Source organism: Bacillus sp. V5-8f (assembly GCF_002863565.1).
GTDB lineage: Bacteria > Bacillota > Bacilli > Bacillales > DSM-1321 > Peribacillus.
The window spans coordinates 213,623-230,195 of record NZ_PGUW01000007.1 but is presented as its reverse complement, the minus strand read 5'-3'; the positions used below and the strand labels follow the sequence as shown (position 1 = coordinate 230,195).

The window sequence follows — 16,573 nt, the reverse complement described above, 5'->3', positions numbered from 1 at the left end:
AATGTTTTCAAGAATTTCAAAAGTAGACAGTGTATCAATCAAGTCCTTAGATTTGAGTTCTACTATTCAAATCGGCGACTGCTCATACATTCATAGCATTGCAAATGTATTTGCCGTTCAAAGACAAATACCAACTTATTTGGGAAACGAAGCAGATGTCCTTCCTTATGAAATTTATTCTTATCCCGACTTTTTTTTGCCAATAACAGAACAAGTCACAACTACCTATGTAAACAAACAGCCATTTATTAATGTCGGGGAGATAGATATTAAGGGTATAGCTGCCTCTTCAGTCGTTATGTTAGGGAATACGGGTGATACTCTCATGCATGCCAGGATTAAGCATATCCGCCAGCTTTTAAATGGCAGCCGCCCAATACCTTATGAAACTCCTTCAACAAGCATTCAAACAACTGGGAGCCAACCTTTCGATTAAATGAATAAACACCAATACTAGTTTAGCAAAGGAGGGGAAGAAAAATGCCAGCTATTATTGGACCGGTCCAAGTAATTAATATAAGCGGGGGAGCACTTCAATTCGGGGACACCCTGTCTACTTCTCCAAAAAGTTCCTCAAAAACATACCTGGGCAGCGGAGGGTACAACCTTGGGGCATTTGTATTATCAGGAAGCGGAATAAGCGGGACCAATGTCATAAACGCAAATGGTGTTGACCAGCCTGTTACAGGCAATTTTTAGTAAAAAAAGAAACGGCTTGCGCAACGCTGCCGTTTCTTTATGGTATAAACTAATCATTTCGTTTCAGCTGTTATTCATGTTCAATAAATGTGCGCCATCAAAGAAGAACAGGTAGCTCTCAGTTACCGACTTCTTTAGTATGGTTTCAATTGCCCGGGTATATAATTTCAACTGGACGCGGTACCTGTCAGCCAAGATTTCCCTGGCCCCCTCAAATCCACTGGCAAACCGCCCAGTAATCGTGTCCGTTTTATAATCGAGGAGAACCGTTCCTTGCTCATCCTCGAAAATACAATCGATGACCCCCTGGATAAGAATATGTTCATCGCCGTTTTCCCAGTCATTATAGGCCTCATGCGCAGGCACTGCCATGGTAAACGGCACTTCACGACGAATCGCGTCAGCTCGTTTTAAACGCTCACCGATCTCACTTTCAAAGAAACCTACTATAACGGCAGGATCTATTGCCGCTTTTTGCTCTTCTGTCATAAGCTCGCGCTTGATTAAATCCTCAGCCAACTGATTTATAGTTTGTTCTGTAACTGGAAGGGCCATATCAATATGCTGCATAATCAAATGCATAACCGTCCCTTTTTCAGCGGGGGTCAGCGATTTTTCCTGCATAAAGACCGGGCGGGTTAAAATGGGGCGCTTAAACTTCCGCAGCAATTCCGTAGAACTTTGGTCATCACGAACCTCAGCCTGCCTCTTTAACTCTGACACCGATTGTTTAGAACGATGAACAGCTGCATCAGCATAAGGATATTCCCAATTCAATTGGTGAACAATTTTATCCTTATATTCTGACTGTGCATTAGCTTTCTCGAAATTTTTCACAGCGTCCAGAAGTTTTTCCTGCTCCATCGCTTCCTCATCATCCGCCAGTTGCAAGTCCCCGCCTGGTACGATTTCAATTTGCCAACTTGATGGATGGCGGTAGACGTCTTCATTGGCGGCTTCACCGTATTCCGTTCCAAATAAGAGATCGCTGTGGTTGTGTCGCACAATCGCAGGACCAATCCAATCCATATAGCTTTTAGCGCCTGCCCTGACATAATCCTTTAGCAGCCAATCGTTATTTGTGCGGGCGGTTGCCCATTCCTGTAACTTTTTTTCCGCATCCTTAACAGTGCCGATCAGGTAGAGCTTTTCCTTAGCCCTTGTTAAAGCAACATAGAGAACACGCATTTCCTCTGCAATCATTTCTAGCTGTTTTTTCTTTTTGAATGCGATTTGCGGCAGGGATGGATATGTTATACGCAGCTCCGGATTTACATATTTTGAAGCAAAACCGTAATCTTTATCAAGTAAATAAGACTTCCGGATATCCATCATGTTGAATTGCTTGGAAAGCCCCGCAATGAACACAACGGGAAACTCTAACCCTTTAGAGGAATGGATGGTCATCAGCCGGACAACATCCTCCTGTTCCCCCAAAGCCCTTGCAGCACCCAAATCATCCCCACGTTGCTGCATTCTTTCGATGAAGCGCAAAAAACGGAATAACCCGCGAAAGGAGCTGGACTCATACTGCCGTGCACGGTCATATAACGCTCGGAGGTTGGCCTGCCGTTGTTTTCCACCTGGCATTCCGCCGGCAAAATCATAAAACCTCGTCTCGCGGTACAATAGCCAAATCAAATCGGAAAGGGGCTCCTTGGCCGCTAACCTTCTCCACTTCACAAGTTTTCCAATAAACCAGGCCGCCCTTTCATAAAGAGAGCCATATTCTTCAGCATCAGCTTTCCTAAAAAAATCGGACATGGCCTCATAATAGGTTCCCGAATGAAATAGTCGGATCTGAGCCAATTCTTCTTCATCCATGCCGACAATCGGCGAACGGAGTACAGAAACTAACGGGATATCCTGCTGAGGATTATCGATCACCTTCAACAAGGAAATCATAATTGCCACTTCAGTAGCCTCAAAATAGCCGGTCGACAAATTCGCATACACCGGTATCCCTTGATTCTTAAATTCCTCCATAATTTGCGGAGCCCATGGCATGGATCGCAAGAGGATGACAATGTCCCGATAGGTAATAGAACGGTAGTTCTGTGTTTTGGCATCAAAAATTTGCTGTTTTTCCGCAATCGCTTTTCGAATCAGCTTCGCCATCATCCTTGCTTCCAGCTGGGCGTTTTCTAATTCCTCCGTATCGAAAGCCGCTTCCGGTGAATCGGTCTCCGGTTCGTGCTGAGACAAACTAACCTCTCCCTCAGTGTTTGTCCCATCAATTAAGTACAATTCAATCGGATATTTGTCTTCCGGATAAGCAGCCCCTTTTTTTAGCTCGGCGTCCTGATCGTACTCGATCTCTCCTACTGCAATGCCCATTAGCTGCTTAAACAAATAGTTTGTACCATCCAGCACTTCCCTTCGGCTGCGGAAGTTTTGGTTTAAGTCAATCCGCAAGCCCGTATCGGTGCCTTCATGTGTAAAGCGTGTGTATTTCCCTAGAAATAGGTTCGGCTCCGCAAGCCGGAAACGGTAAATGCTTTGCTTTACGTCACCAACCATAAATAGATTTCCATTTTCCTCTCCATCAGCGGTCACAAGCTTTATAATCGACTCCTGAACAAGATTCGTATCCTGATACTCGTCAACCAGTACCTCTTTGAATCTGCTTCGGTATTCCAGCGCTGCTTGTGAAGGCAACCTCATCGAATCATCATTCGATTCTGTAAGGATCTCCAGGCAATAATGCTCCAGGTCTGCAAAATCCACCAGATTCTTTTCCGCCTTTGCTGCAAAAAATCGCGAATCAAACTCTTTGACCAGCATGACAAGTGTTTCTGCATATCCTTTTAGTTCACGAATATCACGAATATAGCTGCCCGGCTTTCGGGAGAATAATTCACTTTTCAACTTCTCTAGTATTTTTTTCGCTTTGTTGCGGTGACTTGTAGCTAAATCAACCAGTTCTTTAATATATTGGTCACCGGTACAACGCTTAGCCGTCGAAAATTTCCAGGTCTGCATCGACTCGTAAAGATGGTTCCACGACTGCTCACGGGCATTGGATAATTGCTCGACAATCCTAAGATCATCAACGAAATTTTCAATACGTGGGGCTGGCCCCCCCGGAAGATTTGCCAGGTCCATTGCTTGATTTAGAAGATCGTGCGCTGTTTGGAGCTGTATATCAATATCAAATTTTAAGGCATCAATAAACGAGAGGTCGTCGATCAAGCTATTTTCATCGACTTCATACATTTTGACCAGATTATCCAGCCAAAGGTCCGGCTCTGGATGTGACCTTGAAAAATCATGCAAGGAGCGGACCATGTTTTGCAAGCCTGAGTCATTTCGGTCGCTCGTAAATGCATCAACCAGGTTAAAAAAGCGCTCATTATCGCTTTGGCCGTACTGTTCCTCGAACATGTCTTCCATCACTTCATCCCGGAGCAGTTCAGATTCGGTGGAATCTGCAATCCGGAAGCCTGGATCAATTTCAGTCAAGTAATAATACTTCCTTATTACTTCCAGGCAAAAGGAATGGAGAGTAGAAATCGAAGCCCGATTGATCAGGCCCAACTGCTTTCGCAAATGCTGTGAATCGGGGTTTTCATCAATCGCCTTCTCAAGCGCTTCTCCAATCCGATGTCGCATTTCTGCCGCTGATGCATTGGTAAAGGTCACAACAAGCAGTTCATCCACATCTATCGGATTCTCATCTGAGAGAATTTTTTGGATAATACGATTTACCAAAACGGCTGTTTTCCCTGATCCGGCGGCTGCCGCTACAAGGATATCCTGCCCCTTTGCCCAGATCGCTTTCCACTGGTCGTCTGTCCAGGTAACGTCAGCCGGCTTAACCGGAATCTGCTTTTTACCCATTATCCTGTGTCTCCTTCCTCAGCATTTCCAAGATATCGGACTGCTTTCTTGGTGTTAAAATTCTAAATTCGTTTTCCGCCAGCGACTGATCGAATTGGCAAACTGACTTAAATGAACAAAACGTACACGGAGTCCGGTCTTTCAGTTTGTATGGAGTAATATCAACCTTTCCCTCAACGATAGAATCGCCTGCATCCTGATACACTTCCCGTACGTGTCTTTTCAACAGCGAGAATTCTTCGCGGCTTGCAATTTTGGAGTGTGATTTAATAGAGCCATCTTTATTAAAACCAGCAGGAATCACATCTGAAGACTGTGATCCCTCTTGTTCAAGCGAGCGGTCCATCAATTGGAGAATACTATGTTCCCCAAGCAGAAGGCCCTTCATTTTGAAGCTCTTATAAATCCCCTTCTCTATTTCATCCATTCCAACCATGCCGCTTGTGTTTACCACCGGATTATGGACATGAAAGTAAAGTACACCAGCTGGAAAAGCATCTGTCCCGATCAGAGGCACGGAGTGGGTAATGACTACATCCAGGTAAGTAAGCATTTGTAAAGCAAGCCCATAGTAGACCTCACTGATATTGACATCCTTTTCGCTAGACTTATAATCCATTACCCGTAAATAAACGCCCTCGTTTTCTACCGCTTTATCCACCCGGTCTATTCTACCAACGAGCTCCATTTTTGTTCCATCCTTCAAGGTAAAGGAAAGGGGTGGCAGTTCTCCGTTCTTTCCGAATCCAAGTTCAAGTCCGATCGGCGCAAAGCCGCTGACCTTTGCATGCTCGCTTAAAATCATCGAGGCACGGCCAATGACATTTTCTAGCTTCTTCTTTAAATAATGATGGCGGTTTGTGCTAAGCAGTATTTCATTTTGAAGCCTTGGAGCCAGCCGGTCCACTGCTTCTTTTGCCAGCCTTAGACATTGTTCCTTTGTAAGGGATGCCCAGGAAATATGGTGGTCACGCAAATAATCCGAAATCAGCTTGAGTGCACCATGGAACATCTCTCCTATATCCGGGGCATCAAGCCGGTAAATCTTACGTTCATTTAGTTTCAATCCGTGAGCTGCATAATGGGAAAACGGACAGCTGTTGAACATTTCCATCCGTGATACACTCGCCGTAATTGTATCTCCATATAATTTTTTGCTCGTAGAAGCTGATAATTGCTTTGCCTTGTTCTCATAAAAAAGGCTGGAAAGGACGCGTACCGCTTCCTGTTTCATGACTTTGTTATCAATATAGGCGTTATAAACATCCCACCAGAGCGGATCGATTGGATAATTTCTTTTTTTCAGCTGCAGCTGTGCAGTTAAGTATGATAAAGCCACATCAAAATTCGCTGCATATTCCACTTGCCGAGATGCAGGAAGGTCTGACGGATCATTCATATAAAACGATTCCGCGAGGTTAGGAAGCACATCTCTTACTCTCTTAATATAGGAAGACGGTAATAGTGTTTTTCCTTCTTCATCAGCTAAAGGATAGGAGAGATAAAGCTTCTGTGAAGGCGTCATGAACGCTTTATAGGCGGTAAATTCCTCATCCATCAGCCGAATTTTTGAGCTTGGGGCAATTGGGAGCCCTTCAGTGGATAAAGCGTCCCGGTCACCGTCGGAAAATATCCCTTCTTCACCCGCTTTTGCCGGCAGCACACCTTCTGTAAGACCAATGACAAATGCGGCCTTAACATCATCTAAACGTGATAAATCTAAATTAGCAATAAGGATCTGATCAATGGCGGGGGGAACAAGGGAGAACTTCAATGTTTCTAAACCCGTCTCGATAACGGCAGAAAACTGTTTCAAGCTACTCATTTCATTTCCGAGCATTTCTACAAATTGGTCCAATAAATCCATTACAGCGTCCCACACTTGTTCATGCTCCCGCGCAGCAAGCAAATCCCCTTCATCTTCCGCTTCAAATTTCCATTTATCCAGTTTTTCAGGGACATGCAATTCCTCAAGATACAAATAAAGGGCTTCACAAAATTCGCGTCCATTTTTTGCGCGTTTTAAGCGGCGGGACAAACGAAGGATCGGTTCAGTAAACATTTGTTTCAGCTCATTGAAATCATCCTCTATCCGCTTTTCACTTTCTGTCTGAGTGCGCTCTTCTAGTTCAAGTCCACGGAACCGCACGTATTTCCAACGTTCCTTCGACGTCCATTTTTCTCCCTTGATTCCACGGGAAAGAACAAAATTTTCAAGCCTGTCCACCCGTTCCCTGATGCGATCGTGATTCCCGGCAAGCGGGTACAGCAGTTCTGTTTTAATGGAGCGGAAAACCGGTTCGTATCTCCAATTTGAAAGCAGGATTTCAAGGGTGGACCGAATTAGTTCGATCATAGGATGGTTTAGCATGGAGCGTTTCGAATCAACGAAAACCGGAATTTGATAATCCCGGAAAACCGTTTGGATCAAGTCATGATAGGAATCTCCATTACGCACTAAAATCGCAATATCTCTCCAACGGTAATTTTCTTCACGGACAAGCTTTAAGATTGTACGCGCAGCTCCCTCCACCTCTGCTCGCCGGTTAACCGAAGGTACCAAAGCAATATCTGTACCGTCCGGAAAAATTCGGGCTGGGCGGACATTAAAATTTGCTTCGAGATGAGCAAGAGCTGGACTTGAACTAAACCGTTCAGCCCGTGACAAAACAATATCCGATTCCGGCATCATCCCGAGGTTTAGAGCCTCGTTATAAATGCTATGGTAAAGCGATCCTGTCTGCCTGAATAATTCCAGGTTTTCCGGTGGGGTTTGCTTGTACGGCCGGTCCAGTGTGAGGGCTACGGTGACACCTTTGCTTAGTCTCATAAGTTCCTTTACTATTAGAAGTTCCTGTGGTGTCATGCTATAAAAACCATCAATATAAATCTCGGCTGATGAGATATATGACGACATTGCCACCTTTTCTACCAGCAATGTAAAATAATCCTCCGAAGCCAAATACTTGCCAACCAGTTCGTCCTCAAATGCGCGGTATATCATTTCAAGGTCATGAAGCTTCGCATCCAGCCCCCCGCCTTTTTCCTTTTGCTCTACAAATTCCTTAATGTCCTCAGGGTTGATGCAGTATTGCTTAAATTCTGTAAGCATTTCTTCAATCTGGGCAATAAATCCCTGTTTGTCTGCAGAGCGGCGAAACATTTTTAAATCATCTTTCTTATCTTCAATAATCTTGCGGATAAGCATATTGGCTCCAACACTGTCCAAGTGGAGCCTTGTCATTCCGCCGGTTTCCTGGAGAACGCGCCAGGCAAGGCGGGAAAAACTATACACCTGGGTACGTATCATCCCCGAAAGGCCCGGGGTGGTTATTAATTTATATTCTGATAAAAACGTCATTTGATCTGGAACAAGATAAATAATCGGACTTCCTGACGGATTACTATGCATTTTCCCACGGATTTCATCAAGAATTTTCGTTGTTTTCCCAGTCCCGGTTCTTCCAAGCAAAAAACGGAGAGACATCCTATTTCCTCCTCTATCCCCTTTTCACCGCCCAAAACCGCCATCGAGCAACGAAAGCGATTTGACCAGATCAGCGGACCAATCTCTTTAGTACAATCATATCAAAAATACCTGTCAATTTTCCGTTCAGGTTTGTGTAAATTAATGGCACCACAACAGTAGTAAGAACGATAGCCGACAATACGGCAAAAGACATCGGAATTCACCAATGCCTTCTGGAAAACTTGTCTCTACTTTAGCTAATTTTTATCAGTTACCTTCTTTCTCCATTTTACCGATTCTTGGACAAAAAGTACAATCATATGTTCCCTTTTATATAAAAACAAATAAAGCTGACCCCTTTGCAGCAAAGTCAGCTTCCTAACGGTCAAACCTTGAATTTTAGCCCCTTAAAATTCCACATTGAATTTGTCTAAAGGCCAATACCGCACATCGACCTTTCCGACCACTTGGTCTATGGACACATAGCCAAAATGCCTGCTGTCCATGCTGCCGAGCCGGTTATCCCCCAGGACGAACAGCTTTCCGCTCGGAACCTTCCGGAAACCTGTCAATTCTCCCAGGGTAAAATCACCAGTAAGATTCCGGCCGGGGAGCGGCGGGGAGAAGTGCTTAAGATAAGGTTCGCTATATTTAATTCCGTTCACATATAAGCTGTCATCCTTATATGCTATTGCGTCTCCAGGAAGACCGATGACTCTTTTCACATAGTCTTCTTTATCAGTGGCATGAAAAACAATAACATCAAAGCGATGGATGTCCTCGATTTGATAAACAATCTTGCTTACGACGAGTCTATTTCCATCCTGCAAGGTGGGCTGCATTGATTCCCCTTCCACTTCATAGCTGGCAAAGAGAAAGGTCCTGATCAAAATGAATATGACAAAAGCAATGATACCGGCTGTAATCCAGTCGCGAAAATACGGTTTGCTCTTTGTTGACATATCTATGGCCCCCAGTAGTAAAAGCCTGATGTTTGGAATTTAACCTCCATTCTCACTCTTGATGCCCTTATTTAATCTTATCTCAATTTGTTTACCCGCATACCACAGAATCACGATAATTAGAAGGACGATAATCGTCCTCGCTGGCTTATGTATAAGCGAAACAATATCGTAGCCTACAAAGCTTATTGTGAAGATCATTACCATTTTTCCTGCCAAAACTGCTAAGGCATACTGGAACGGGCTTATTTTTGAAAGGCCGGCCACAACATTGACGAGTGCTGATGGGGTGAACGGAAAGCAAAGCAATAAAAACAATGGGCCAAAACCATGGTGGTCAACCCAGTCCATTAATCTTTGCACCTGTTTATGCTTTTGTAAAAATCTGAGCATCCGTTTTTGCCCATACTTGCGGAATATAAAGAATACGAGCATTGCGCCAGTAACCGAACCTACCCAGGAAAATAAAAATCCCAGCCAGAGACCGAACGCGCTGGCATTCGCTAATACAAAGACGACGAGCGGCAAAAAAGGCAAAAACGCTTCTAGTAAGGGCAGCAAAATCCCGGGTATTGGTCCAAGAGAGCGATATTGCTGGATAACGTCTAATATTTTCTCAAGTGTGAACCATTCTCGCAAAACATCAAAATCCATATTAAATCTCCTTGGGCGCACCGCCTTACTCAATGACGGCTTTAAATGTTCCAGTCCTAGCTGAACTACTAATTTAGATATAACACGTTATCTTGAAATTGCAAGTATTATTCTTTTAGAAAAAAGAATTATAGTAAAAACTTTCCCTGATAAATGGATTCATAACCTATTTTGTGTAAAAACTCTTTTTTAAGGAATTCAGGCTTGCATTAAGATTTTTTTTTGATTACGATATAAAACGGAACAAATGTTCTTATTTTTACTCCCCAAACATACATAATATATAGAACAAAACCAAATGAGGGCGTTGCCTGTGTAAGGAAAATCAGTTTCAGGCCATAGCTGTACCTCCGCCTGAATTTTTGAAGGGAGCAAGTAAGCATGACCCGCATTCCCGAGCATGACCGAAACATGATCGAACAATCCATTTATCTCCCTATGGTCATTACTGTATTAAACCGGGACAGGATGATTATTGAGGCCAGTCCTTTCAAATTGCCCAAGCCTTATCTCGACTTGGTCGAAGAGGCCCTTAAGGCAGTCCAAATCGAACTGGCTGCTGTGAGAAGATATCTCAGGAAGGAAAATATTAAAGTGAGTGAATTGCAGCGCGATGAAGCATTCACTATGTACAGCTTCATTTACAGGGGGTATGAAGAGCATCACAATTATTTCAATCCCAGGCTAAGGAACAAGGTGGAGGAGCTGTTGGCCTATTTTTTATTTAAACGGTTCATTGCGGATGAAACCCGGGTTTGAACAGAAATAAGCCCACACTCCTTCTGGGCGGGGCGTTACCTAGTTTCTTGCTAGTTTACCTGAGGAAGAATCAATGCTCCTCCCAATGGATTTTTTTATATTTTGAATACTTCGCCCCCATCTCGGACGCTTTCAGCTGATGTGGACCGGAATGGAGATAGACGTACTTGCGGTCTGTTTCTTCAATTCTTTGGATGAGCTTATCTTTGAGGAAAACCGTTCTCATATATTGGTTTTCAAATGAGCTTGTTGAGATAGGCAATTCTGCTTGTTGGTTATTTTTGAAAGTGACAAAAGTATGGGATAGGTCTATTCGTTTAAAAGATTCAATGTGCTCAAGTGACACCCATATGCATTGAGGGCGCAAAGGAGAAGTAGTTGGAAAGAAAAACATGGAGCTTGTTGGGTTGATGGCTATCGGCGCTTTATGTGTAATTCCGATAAGCTGCCTCGTTCCTTCTTTCCTGCCTTCGTAACTTGTTCCAAAGTAGTGGCAGCTCTTTTTGATTATGTCGATTGGCCTGAAGGGGGAAATAAATTCATCATCAAGTTCGATAATATGCGAATAGATCTTGCTGCCATACGTAATGGGCTTGACCATTATTGTATAAGGGGTAATCTCATATTCTTCTATTAATCCTGGTTTCACATCCTTCATAAGCAGGGCTCCTCTCCAATATCCAAATTTACATGCGAGAAATTTCTTCATCATGGTATCATATTTTTTTATAAGTATATATAAAATTCACAGAATATTAAAAATTTAAAATTATTTATTGTCTTTTTTGATTCATTTTGTAATAAATTGTAGTCGAAAATAAAAAAAAGAATATTTTAAATTTTCTGTTGATTTTATTGAGATAAATTCCATATAATATTAAAAAGGTGTCAGGGGTGGTTCTTCGTGAACAATGGAAAATCGTATTCGGAGATGGCCAAGTCTTACGCGATGAATAAGAAAAAGAAAGATGCCCACATGAAGGAACTAATGATTGATATGATCATCCATGAATCTATTCTAACTTACAAAAAAATGAAGCTTGCAGAACAGATCAACGAGGCATTAGACACAAAAGACAGAAAGCTTTTCACCCTTTTATCCACTGAATGGAACGAAATCACCAAAATGTTCGGCACGTAATCCCCTTCAGGTTTTTTCACTTTGTGTCCCTGAATTTTCTAAACAAAAATAAAGAAAATCGCTTTCCATTAGTTCGTAAAAAACCCTCCTAATCTATCGTTAGGAGGGTTTTTCTTCAATAATATGTTAAGACCAACCAAAACTTGTTATGACCTATGAAATGATCCCATCACTTCAGTTGTTTCCGTAATGTTCACAAATGCATTCGGGTCGACTTCATTGATTACCGTTTTGACATCGGTAAGCTGGTAACGGGTGATTACCGTCATTAGTATCTTACGACCCTCACCTGAAAACGCTCCTTCTCCATCCATGATCGTTATCCCTCTGTACAGATTAGCAAGCAGCTTCGCCTTCATTTCGTCCCCATTTTTCGTCACAATCATCAGAGTTAGCTTAATATGGTTCGTATGGATGGTATCTATTACTTTTCCGGTTGCATAGATCGCTACAAGCGTATTTAATGCCGCATCCCAATTAAACACAAAGCCTGATAATACTACGACGATCGCATTCATCGCCGAAATAAGGGCACCTAAAGGAAAGTCTTTTTTCTTCGTCAGCAGCATGGCAATGATATCAAACCCGCCTGATGAGCCTGATGCCCGGAAAATGAAGCCAATTCCGATGCCTGTGATGACGCCGCCGAATAAGGAAGACAATATGGGCTCAGAACTAATAGCATGTACTGGTATTATATATAAACTGGCCGATAGTACTAGCACAGACAAAATCGTGTAGCTGATGAACCTTTTCCCCAGCTTGTATACTCCAAGGATCAAAAGTGGGAGATTCAACAAAAAATTCAACAAGCCCGTGTTGAACGGTGTGACGAGCCCCAGCATGATAGCGATCCCGCTGAGACCACTGCTTAAGATCTGATGTGGAATCAAAAATAAATTGTATGCCGCACCCACGATGACGGAACCGATGATGATCGTTATCAGTCTGTTCATTTGTCCAACTCCTTGCCGGAACTAACTAGGTTGAATTTATTATAGTAAAGAATCAAGGAACAGAAAATTTAAAAGTTTATTCAGATAATAACTCGTTAAAATGGCAAAAACGCTTGGATGACTTCACCTCCAAGCGTTGACATTTTATCATATAATTAGATCTCCGAAGTTAATCAGTTCCTGATTCTTGTTTATAGTTCTCAAGCCTTGAGATCCGCTCTAGCATAGTTGGATGCGAGTATCGGAACCATTTGACTAATGCAGGGGGATTGACTTCGCTCAAGCCAGCCCGCGTCAATTCCTGGAAGGTACTTACAGCGGCCTCACTGTCTTTTGTCATCTCTATGGCGTAACGGTCGGCGCGTGTTTCCTGATAGCGTGAAACATAGTTCGACAGCGGCTCAGATGCAAAAAGCAGCACTGCAGTTATGAGCAGGAAAAGCGGAAGCGAGCTGATGCTCTCCACGGAAGGAATTTTTAGGACTTTTCCCCATCGTTGTATGATATAGCCCATCATCCATGCTGTAATCCGCAAACCGACAAGCGATAGCAACAAGTAGATGGCGATTCCTATATAAATATGCTTCTCCACATAATGAGCCATTTCATGGGCCATGATGAACAGGATTTCATTATCTTTCAGTTTGTTGAGAGTAGTATCCCAAAGCACAATCCGGGAATTGGAACCAATCCCGGTAACATATGCATTTAATGAATTCGTCTTTTCCGCCATGTTCACCTCATATACATGGTCCGCAGGTATATCTGCCTTTGAGGCAAGTTCAAGTATTTTATGCTCAAGCTCCTTGTTTTTAAGCGGATAAAAATCATTGTATAGCGGATCAATCAATACAGGTTGAACGAACATCATGAATAGTGAAAACGGTACAGACAGGAGCCAGGCATATAGCCACCATCTTTTTGCACTTTTCCTGATAAGCCAGTATAACACGGAAACAATAATCACCATTGTCCCAAAACTGACCCAAAAATCGATGATTTCATCTTTCATCCATGAAGCAAAATCCTGCGTGTTGATATTATATTTTTTTCCAAGGGTGTAACTGAAATAATTGAACGGAAAGACAACAATATAGGAAAGCACGGACAACCAAAACAGATAAATGGCGGCTTGAAGGACTCTCCACTTTGACACCGAAACCGCCCATTTTTCAAACATTCTCGATAAGCCGAATAGTAAAATCAAAAAATAAAACAGCCATTCATAAGGAGTGGAAACAAAAAATAGGAAATTTCTTATACTTGAGTATTTCTCGCTTAACAACAATTCCTTAGCGTTTAAAAAAGTGGCCGGATCAGCGGCTGTCCCCTTTAACGCAGCGGGAACCGCGGGATCGTTCACGCTGAATATATACAAATACATGAAAACCACGAGCAATAAATACAAAAGAATCGCAGTACTTGCCCATTTTCTTGCCATTGCTACCCCCCTTTGACAAACCTTCCCTTATTATTGTAGTAAAAATAAGACAAGTTAGAACAGAAATGCCTAGGAAAAACAATTTTGGCAATTGTAAAAAAATGTTCATATAATTTTCAACGATTGTTCCTATTTAACTTTACTTTCATTCCGATGCATACAGTATAGTTAAAATAAATTAACTACACATCTATGTAACGAATTAAGTCCCTTTATCATATCAATACATAGGCTTTGCTTCTTAATACAATCTCGAGGTGGCATTCTCCATGAAAAAAATCTATGTTATTTTTTCTCTTCTGCTGGTCGCGGGCATCAGTACGGGCATTTGGTATTTTACAGAATACCGGGAATCAAAAATGAATTTCCCAAAGGATGTATCGATGGTAAACCAAAGTGGTGAAACCTATAGCTTTAACAATATGGAGCCAAAAATCAGGTTACTGGAGTTTATGTATACCAAATGTCCCGATGTTTGCCCGAGCACAACGTTTAAACTGCAAAAACTGCGTGATCAACTGGAGAAGGAAAATGTATTTGGCAGTAAAGTCGAGTTTTTGACAGTGACGTTCGACCCGGAAAATGATACGGAAAAAGTGCTCGACCATTACGCAAAGACTTTTGAAATGGACAAAACGGACGGATGGCATTTACTTCGCGGTAGCAATGAAGATACAAAAAAGCTTGCCGACCAATTTAATTTCCAGTACCGAGACCCTGGGACCGGACAATTCGTCCATACAAATGCTACCTACCTCGTGGATGCGGAGAATCGGGTGATTGAAGTGATGGGAATGGGTAAGGAAAACTTTGACCAGGATAAAATATATAATAAGATTATGAGTGAAGTAGATTAAGATATAACAATGGAAGAAGCGCCCATGATAATCATCGACGCTTTTTTTCCTTTAGAAACTAAACAAAAACGGAATAAACGCTTAACACAGCGATTGCTCCAAGAACAACCACGATGACATTCGCCCCGAGGTAGGCTATCAGGAAAGCAGCGGCCGCTCCCAACAACCCAAAAGATAGATCATCCTGAATAAACAATATTCCCGGGAAGATCAAAGCACCCAAAGTCGCAAATGGGATGTTCTTTAAAACCCCTTGAAGAAAAGGAGGCATTTCCTTTCCTTTAAACAAAACAAACGGCAGGAGCCGTGGAATATAGGTTGCGATCCCCATTCCGATAATCATCCAGAATATTTCACTATTCATCACTCCTGCCGCCTTCCTTTTCCTAGCCTAGTATATTCGATAATTTCGATTAAAAATGATGAAATCAAAGTAGATAATACGATTGACCAGCCGCTGCTCAGTGCGTCCGTCACAGTAAAAACACTATTAAAGCTTGCAGCGACCACCGCAAGGTAGATCACTTTTTTTGCTCCCTTCATGGAAGGAACTAGAAGTCCGATAAACATGGCGTACAGGGCCACAGACATGCTTTCCTGCAAGGTCTCAGGCAAGCTTGCCCCAAACATGTGCCCAAGGCCGGAACAGACCACCCAGCTTGAGTAGGCCATCAAATTTAGGCCCATCATATAGCCGGCAGCCACACTCCCTGGCTTTGTTGCAGCTACAGAAAACGTCTCATCTGTTAGCCCAAATGCGTAGGCCGACTTTTTTAGAAGGCCGTCAGCCTCATCGCTCTTTTCATTCAATGCGGTGGACATTAGAAAATGACGGATATTCACGATGAATGTTGTAAGAATGATTTCAAATGCGCTTGTTCCAAGAGCCAATAAATTTAAAGCTATGTACTGGGACGCTCCAGCAAAAACCACAAGGCTCATCATCACGGTTTCTGCCATTGTCAGGCCTGTGGTTTTTGCCAGGAGCCCATAAGTCAAAGCGATAGGCGCATATCCTATGGCAATGCTAACCCCAGCCTGAAGCCCCTGTTTAAAATGGGGTGCCTCCCCTTCAACTGCTGTAACCGCCACAGCTTTTCCCCCTTTACTCCAAAGATCACACCTTATATTTTCTTAAAATAATGACACTTTTTCAAGCTCTTTCTTCGGGTTCCGAAAGATTTTAACTATAGTAACCCTGCCTATTTTGCCAGTTTATTTTCATAAAATTCATCAATCAACTTGTCAAGGCGGATGATGCTGTCCCTCGCCCTCTCAACATCGATTTTTCGGTAGTGGTGCATCCCGCCTGCTTCCTCGTCCTTTTCATCGGCAAGTTTAACAATTTCCTGAAGCGGAGTACGGACAATATCATTCGTAGGAAGGAAAGAATCAGTGTGGAATAAAATTGCTAGGGCGATGGTTTTTGCCTTGATTGGATTTTCACCAAGGCGGATCAATAGCTTATGGGCCCTCTCGGCACCTTTGATTGCATGAATATCATTCTGTTTATAGAGATCGTAATCCCATTTGCCGTTCCGGTACCAGGTGAAATGGCCCATATCATGAAGCAGGCCGGCTTTCGCAGCCACGTCAACATTCTCTCCCCTCTCCTTTGCAAGGTTGAAAGCATGATACGAAACTGCCATAGCGTGGGCCATACCTGAACGGTTTAAATATTTCTGAGCGATGTGATGATTGAAAATATCCAAAAGGCTAACGTCCCTCATAATATTTCTCCTTTCTAGCGAAAAAATTTTTTAAAAACTATAATAACTTTTCTGTATCTACAAAT

At 42.7% G+C, this 16,573-nt stretch carries 16 protein-coding genes; 5 read left to right on the top strand and 11 right to left on the bottom strand.

All coding sequences use genetic code 11. The features are described 5' to 3' along the window. Window position 1 precedes the first annotated feature (1 nt). Together CUU64_RS11960 and CUU64_RS11955 are read left to right on the top strand one after the other, a co-directional pair. Window positions 2-436 carry a spore germination protein GerPE gene (locus CUU64_RS11960; RefSeq protein ID WP_101633856.1) on the top strand — a complete coding sequence of 145 codons (435 nt, stop codon included), beginning with the start codon at window positions 2-4 and terminating at the stop codon, window positions 434-436. Window positions 437-480: 44 nt separating this feature from the next. Then, window positions 481-699, top strand: a complete 219-nt coding sequence (locus CUU64_RS11955; RefSeq protein ID WP_101633855.1) for a spore germination protein — start codon at window positions 481-483, stop codon at window positions 697-699. A gap of 63 nt (window positions 700-762) precedes the next feature. Here CUU64_RS11955 and addA read toward each other — a convergent pair whose 3' ends face one another. From addA to CUU64_RS11935, 5 genes are all read right to left on the bottom strand, one after another. After that, window positions 763-4,539, bottom strand: coding sequence for a helicase-exonuclease AddAB subunit AddA (addA, locus tag CUU64_RS11950; protein WP_101633854.1), 3,777 nt, complete (start codon window positions 4,537-4,539; stop codon window positions 763-765). Continuing rightward, window positions 4,532-8,026 (bottom strand): helicase-exonuclease AddAB subunit AddB, encoded by a 3,495-nt coding sequence (gene addB / locus CUU64_RS11945; protein WP_101633853.1) that lies wholly within the window; start codon window positions 8,024-8,026, stop codon window positions 4,532-4,534. Before addB ends, addA begins: the two co-directional genes overlap by 8 nt. 70 nt (window positions 8,027-8,096) lie before the next feature. Further along, entirely contained in the window at window positions 8,097-8,222 is a 126-nt protein-coding gene (locus tag CUU64_RS22600) for a hypothetical protein (RefSeq protein WP_257985498.1), read from the bottom strand. A 193-nt stretch (window positions 8,223-8,415) separates the two neighbouring features. Then, on the bottom strand, window positions 8,416-8,970 hold the full coding sequence (gene lepB / locus CUU64_RS11940) for a signal peptidase I (protein WP_101633852.1): 555 nt from the start codon (window positions 8,968-8,970) through the stop codon (window positions 8,416-8,418). A 39-nt stretch (window positions 8,971-9,009) separates the two neighbouring features. Continuing rightward, window positions 9,010-9,624 carry a TVP38/TMEM64 family protein gene (locus CUU64_RS11935; RefSeq protein ID WP_101633851.1) on the bottom strand — a complete coding sequence of 205 codons (615 nt, stop codon included), beginning with the start codon at window positions 9,622-9,624 and terminating at the stop codon, window positions 9,010-9,012. A gap of 381 nt (window positions 9,625-10,005) precedes the next feature. Between CUU64_RS11935 and CUU64_RS11930 the strand changes: the two genes are divergently transcribed. Next, window positions 10,006-10,383, top strand: coding sequence for a YhjD family protein (locus CUU64_RS11930; RefSeq protein WP_101633850.1), 378 nt, complete (start codon window positions 10,006-10,008; stop codon window positions 10,381-10,383). 70 nt (window positions 10,384-10,453) lie between these two features. On the opposite strand, the gene CUU64_RS11925 is transcribed toward CUU64_RS11930, so the two are convergent. Further along, window positions 10,454-11,041 (bottom strand): competence protein ComK, encoded by a 588-nt coding sequence (locus tag CUU64_RS11925; protein ID WP_101633849.1) that lies wholly within the window; start codon window positions 11,039-11,041, stop codon window positions 10,454-10,456. Window positions 11,042-11,287: 246 nt separating this feature from the next. On the opposite strand from CUU64_RS11925, the gene CUU64_RS11920 reads away from it, so the two are divergent. Beyond that, window positions 11,288-11,524: an IDEAL domain-containing protein gene (locus CUU64_RS11920; RefSeq protein WP_101633848.1), complete on the top strand. Its 237-nt coding sequence runs from the start codon at window positions 11,288-11,290 to the stop codon at window positions 11,522-11,524. A 146-nt stretch (window positions 11,525-11,670) separates the two neighbouring features. On the opposite strand, the gene CUU64_RS11915 is transcribed toward CUU64_RS11920, so the two are convergent. Together CUU64_RS11915 and CUU64_RS11910 are read right to left on the bottom strand one after the other, a co-directional pair. Beyond that, window positions 11,671-12,480, bottom strand: a complete 810-nt coding sequence (locus tag CUU64_RS11915; RefSeq protein ID WP_101633847.1) for a YitT family protein — start codon at window positions 12,478-12,480, stop codon at window positions 11,671-11,673. A 169-nt stretch (window positions 12,481-12,649) separates the two neighbouring features. Further along, window positions 12,650-13,921, bottom strand: coding sequence for a M48 family metallopeptidase (locus CUU64_RS11910; RefSeq protein ID WP_101633846.1), 1,272 nt, complete (start codon window positions 13,919-13,921; stop codon window positions 12,650-12,652). Between the two features lie 269 nt (window positions 13,922-14,190). On the opposite strand from CUU64_RS11910, the gene CUU64_RS11905 reads away from it, so the two are divergent. Further along, window positions 14,191-14,778, top strand: coding sequence for an SCO family protein (locus tag CUU64_RS11905; protein ID WP_101633845.1), 588 nt, complete (start codon window positions 14,191-14,193; stop codon window positions 14,776-14,778). 58 nt (window positions 14,779-14,836) lie between these two features. Here CUU64_RS11905 and CUU64_RS11900 read toward each other — a convergent pair whose 3' ends face one another. The 3 genes from CUU64_RS11900 to CUU64_RS11890 form a co-directional block, all read right to left on the bottom strand. After that, complete coding sequence (locus CUU64_RS11900; RefSeq protein ID WP_101633844.1) at window positions 14,837-15,142, bottom strand: AzlD domain-containing protein; 306 nt, start codon at window positions 15,140-15,142, stop codon at window positions 14,837-14,839. Next, complete coding sequence (locus CUU64_RS11895) at window positions 15,142-15,870, bottom strand: AzlC family ABC transporter permease (protein ID WP_101633843.1); 729 nt, start codon at window positions 15,868-15,870, stop codon at window positions 15,142-15,144. Before CUU64_RS11895 ends, CUU64_RS11900 begins: the two co-directional genes overlap by 1 nt. 110 nt (window positions 15,871-15,980) lie before the next feature. Next, window positions 15,981-16,508, bottom strand: coding sequence for an HD domain-containing protein (locus CUU64_RS11890; protein ID WP_101633842.1), 528 nt, complete (start codon window positions 16,506-16,508; stop codon window positions 15,981-15,983). Window positions 16,509-16,573 lie beyond the last annotated feature (65 nt).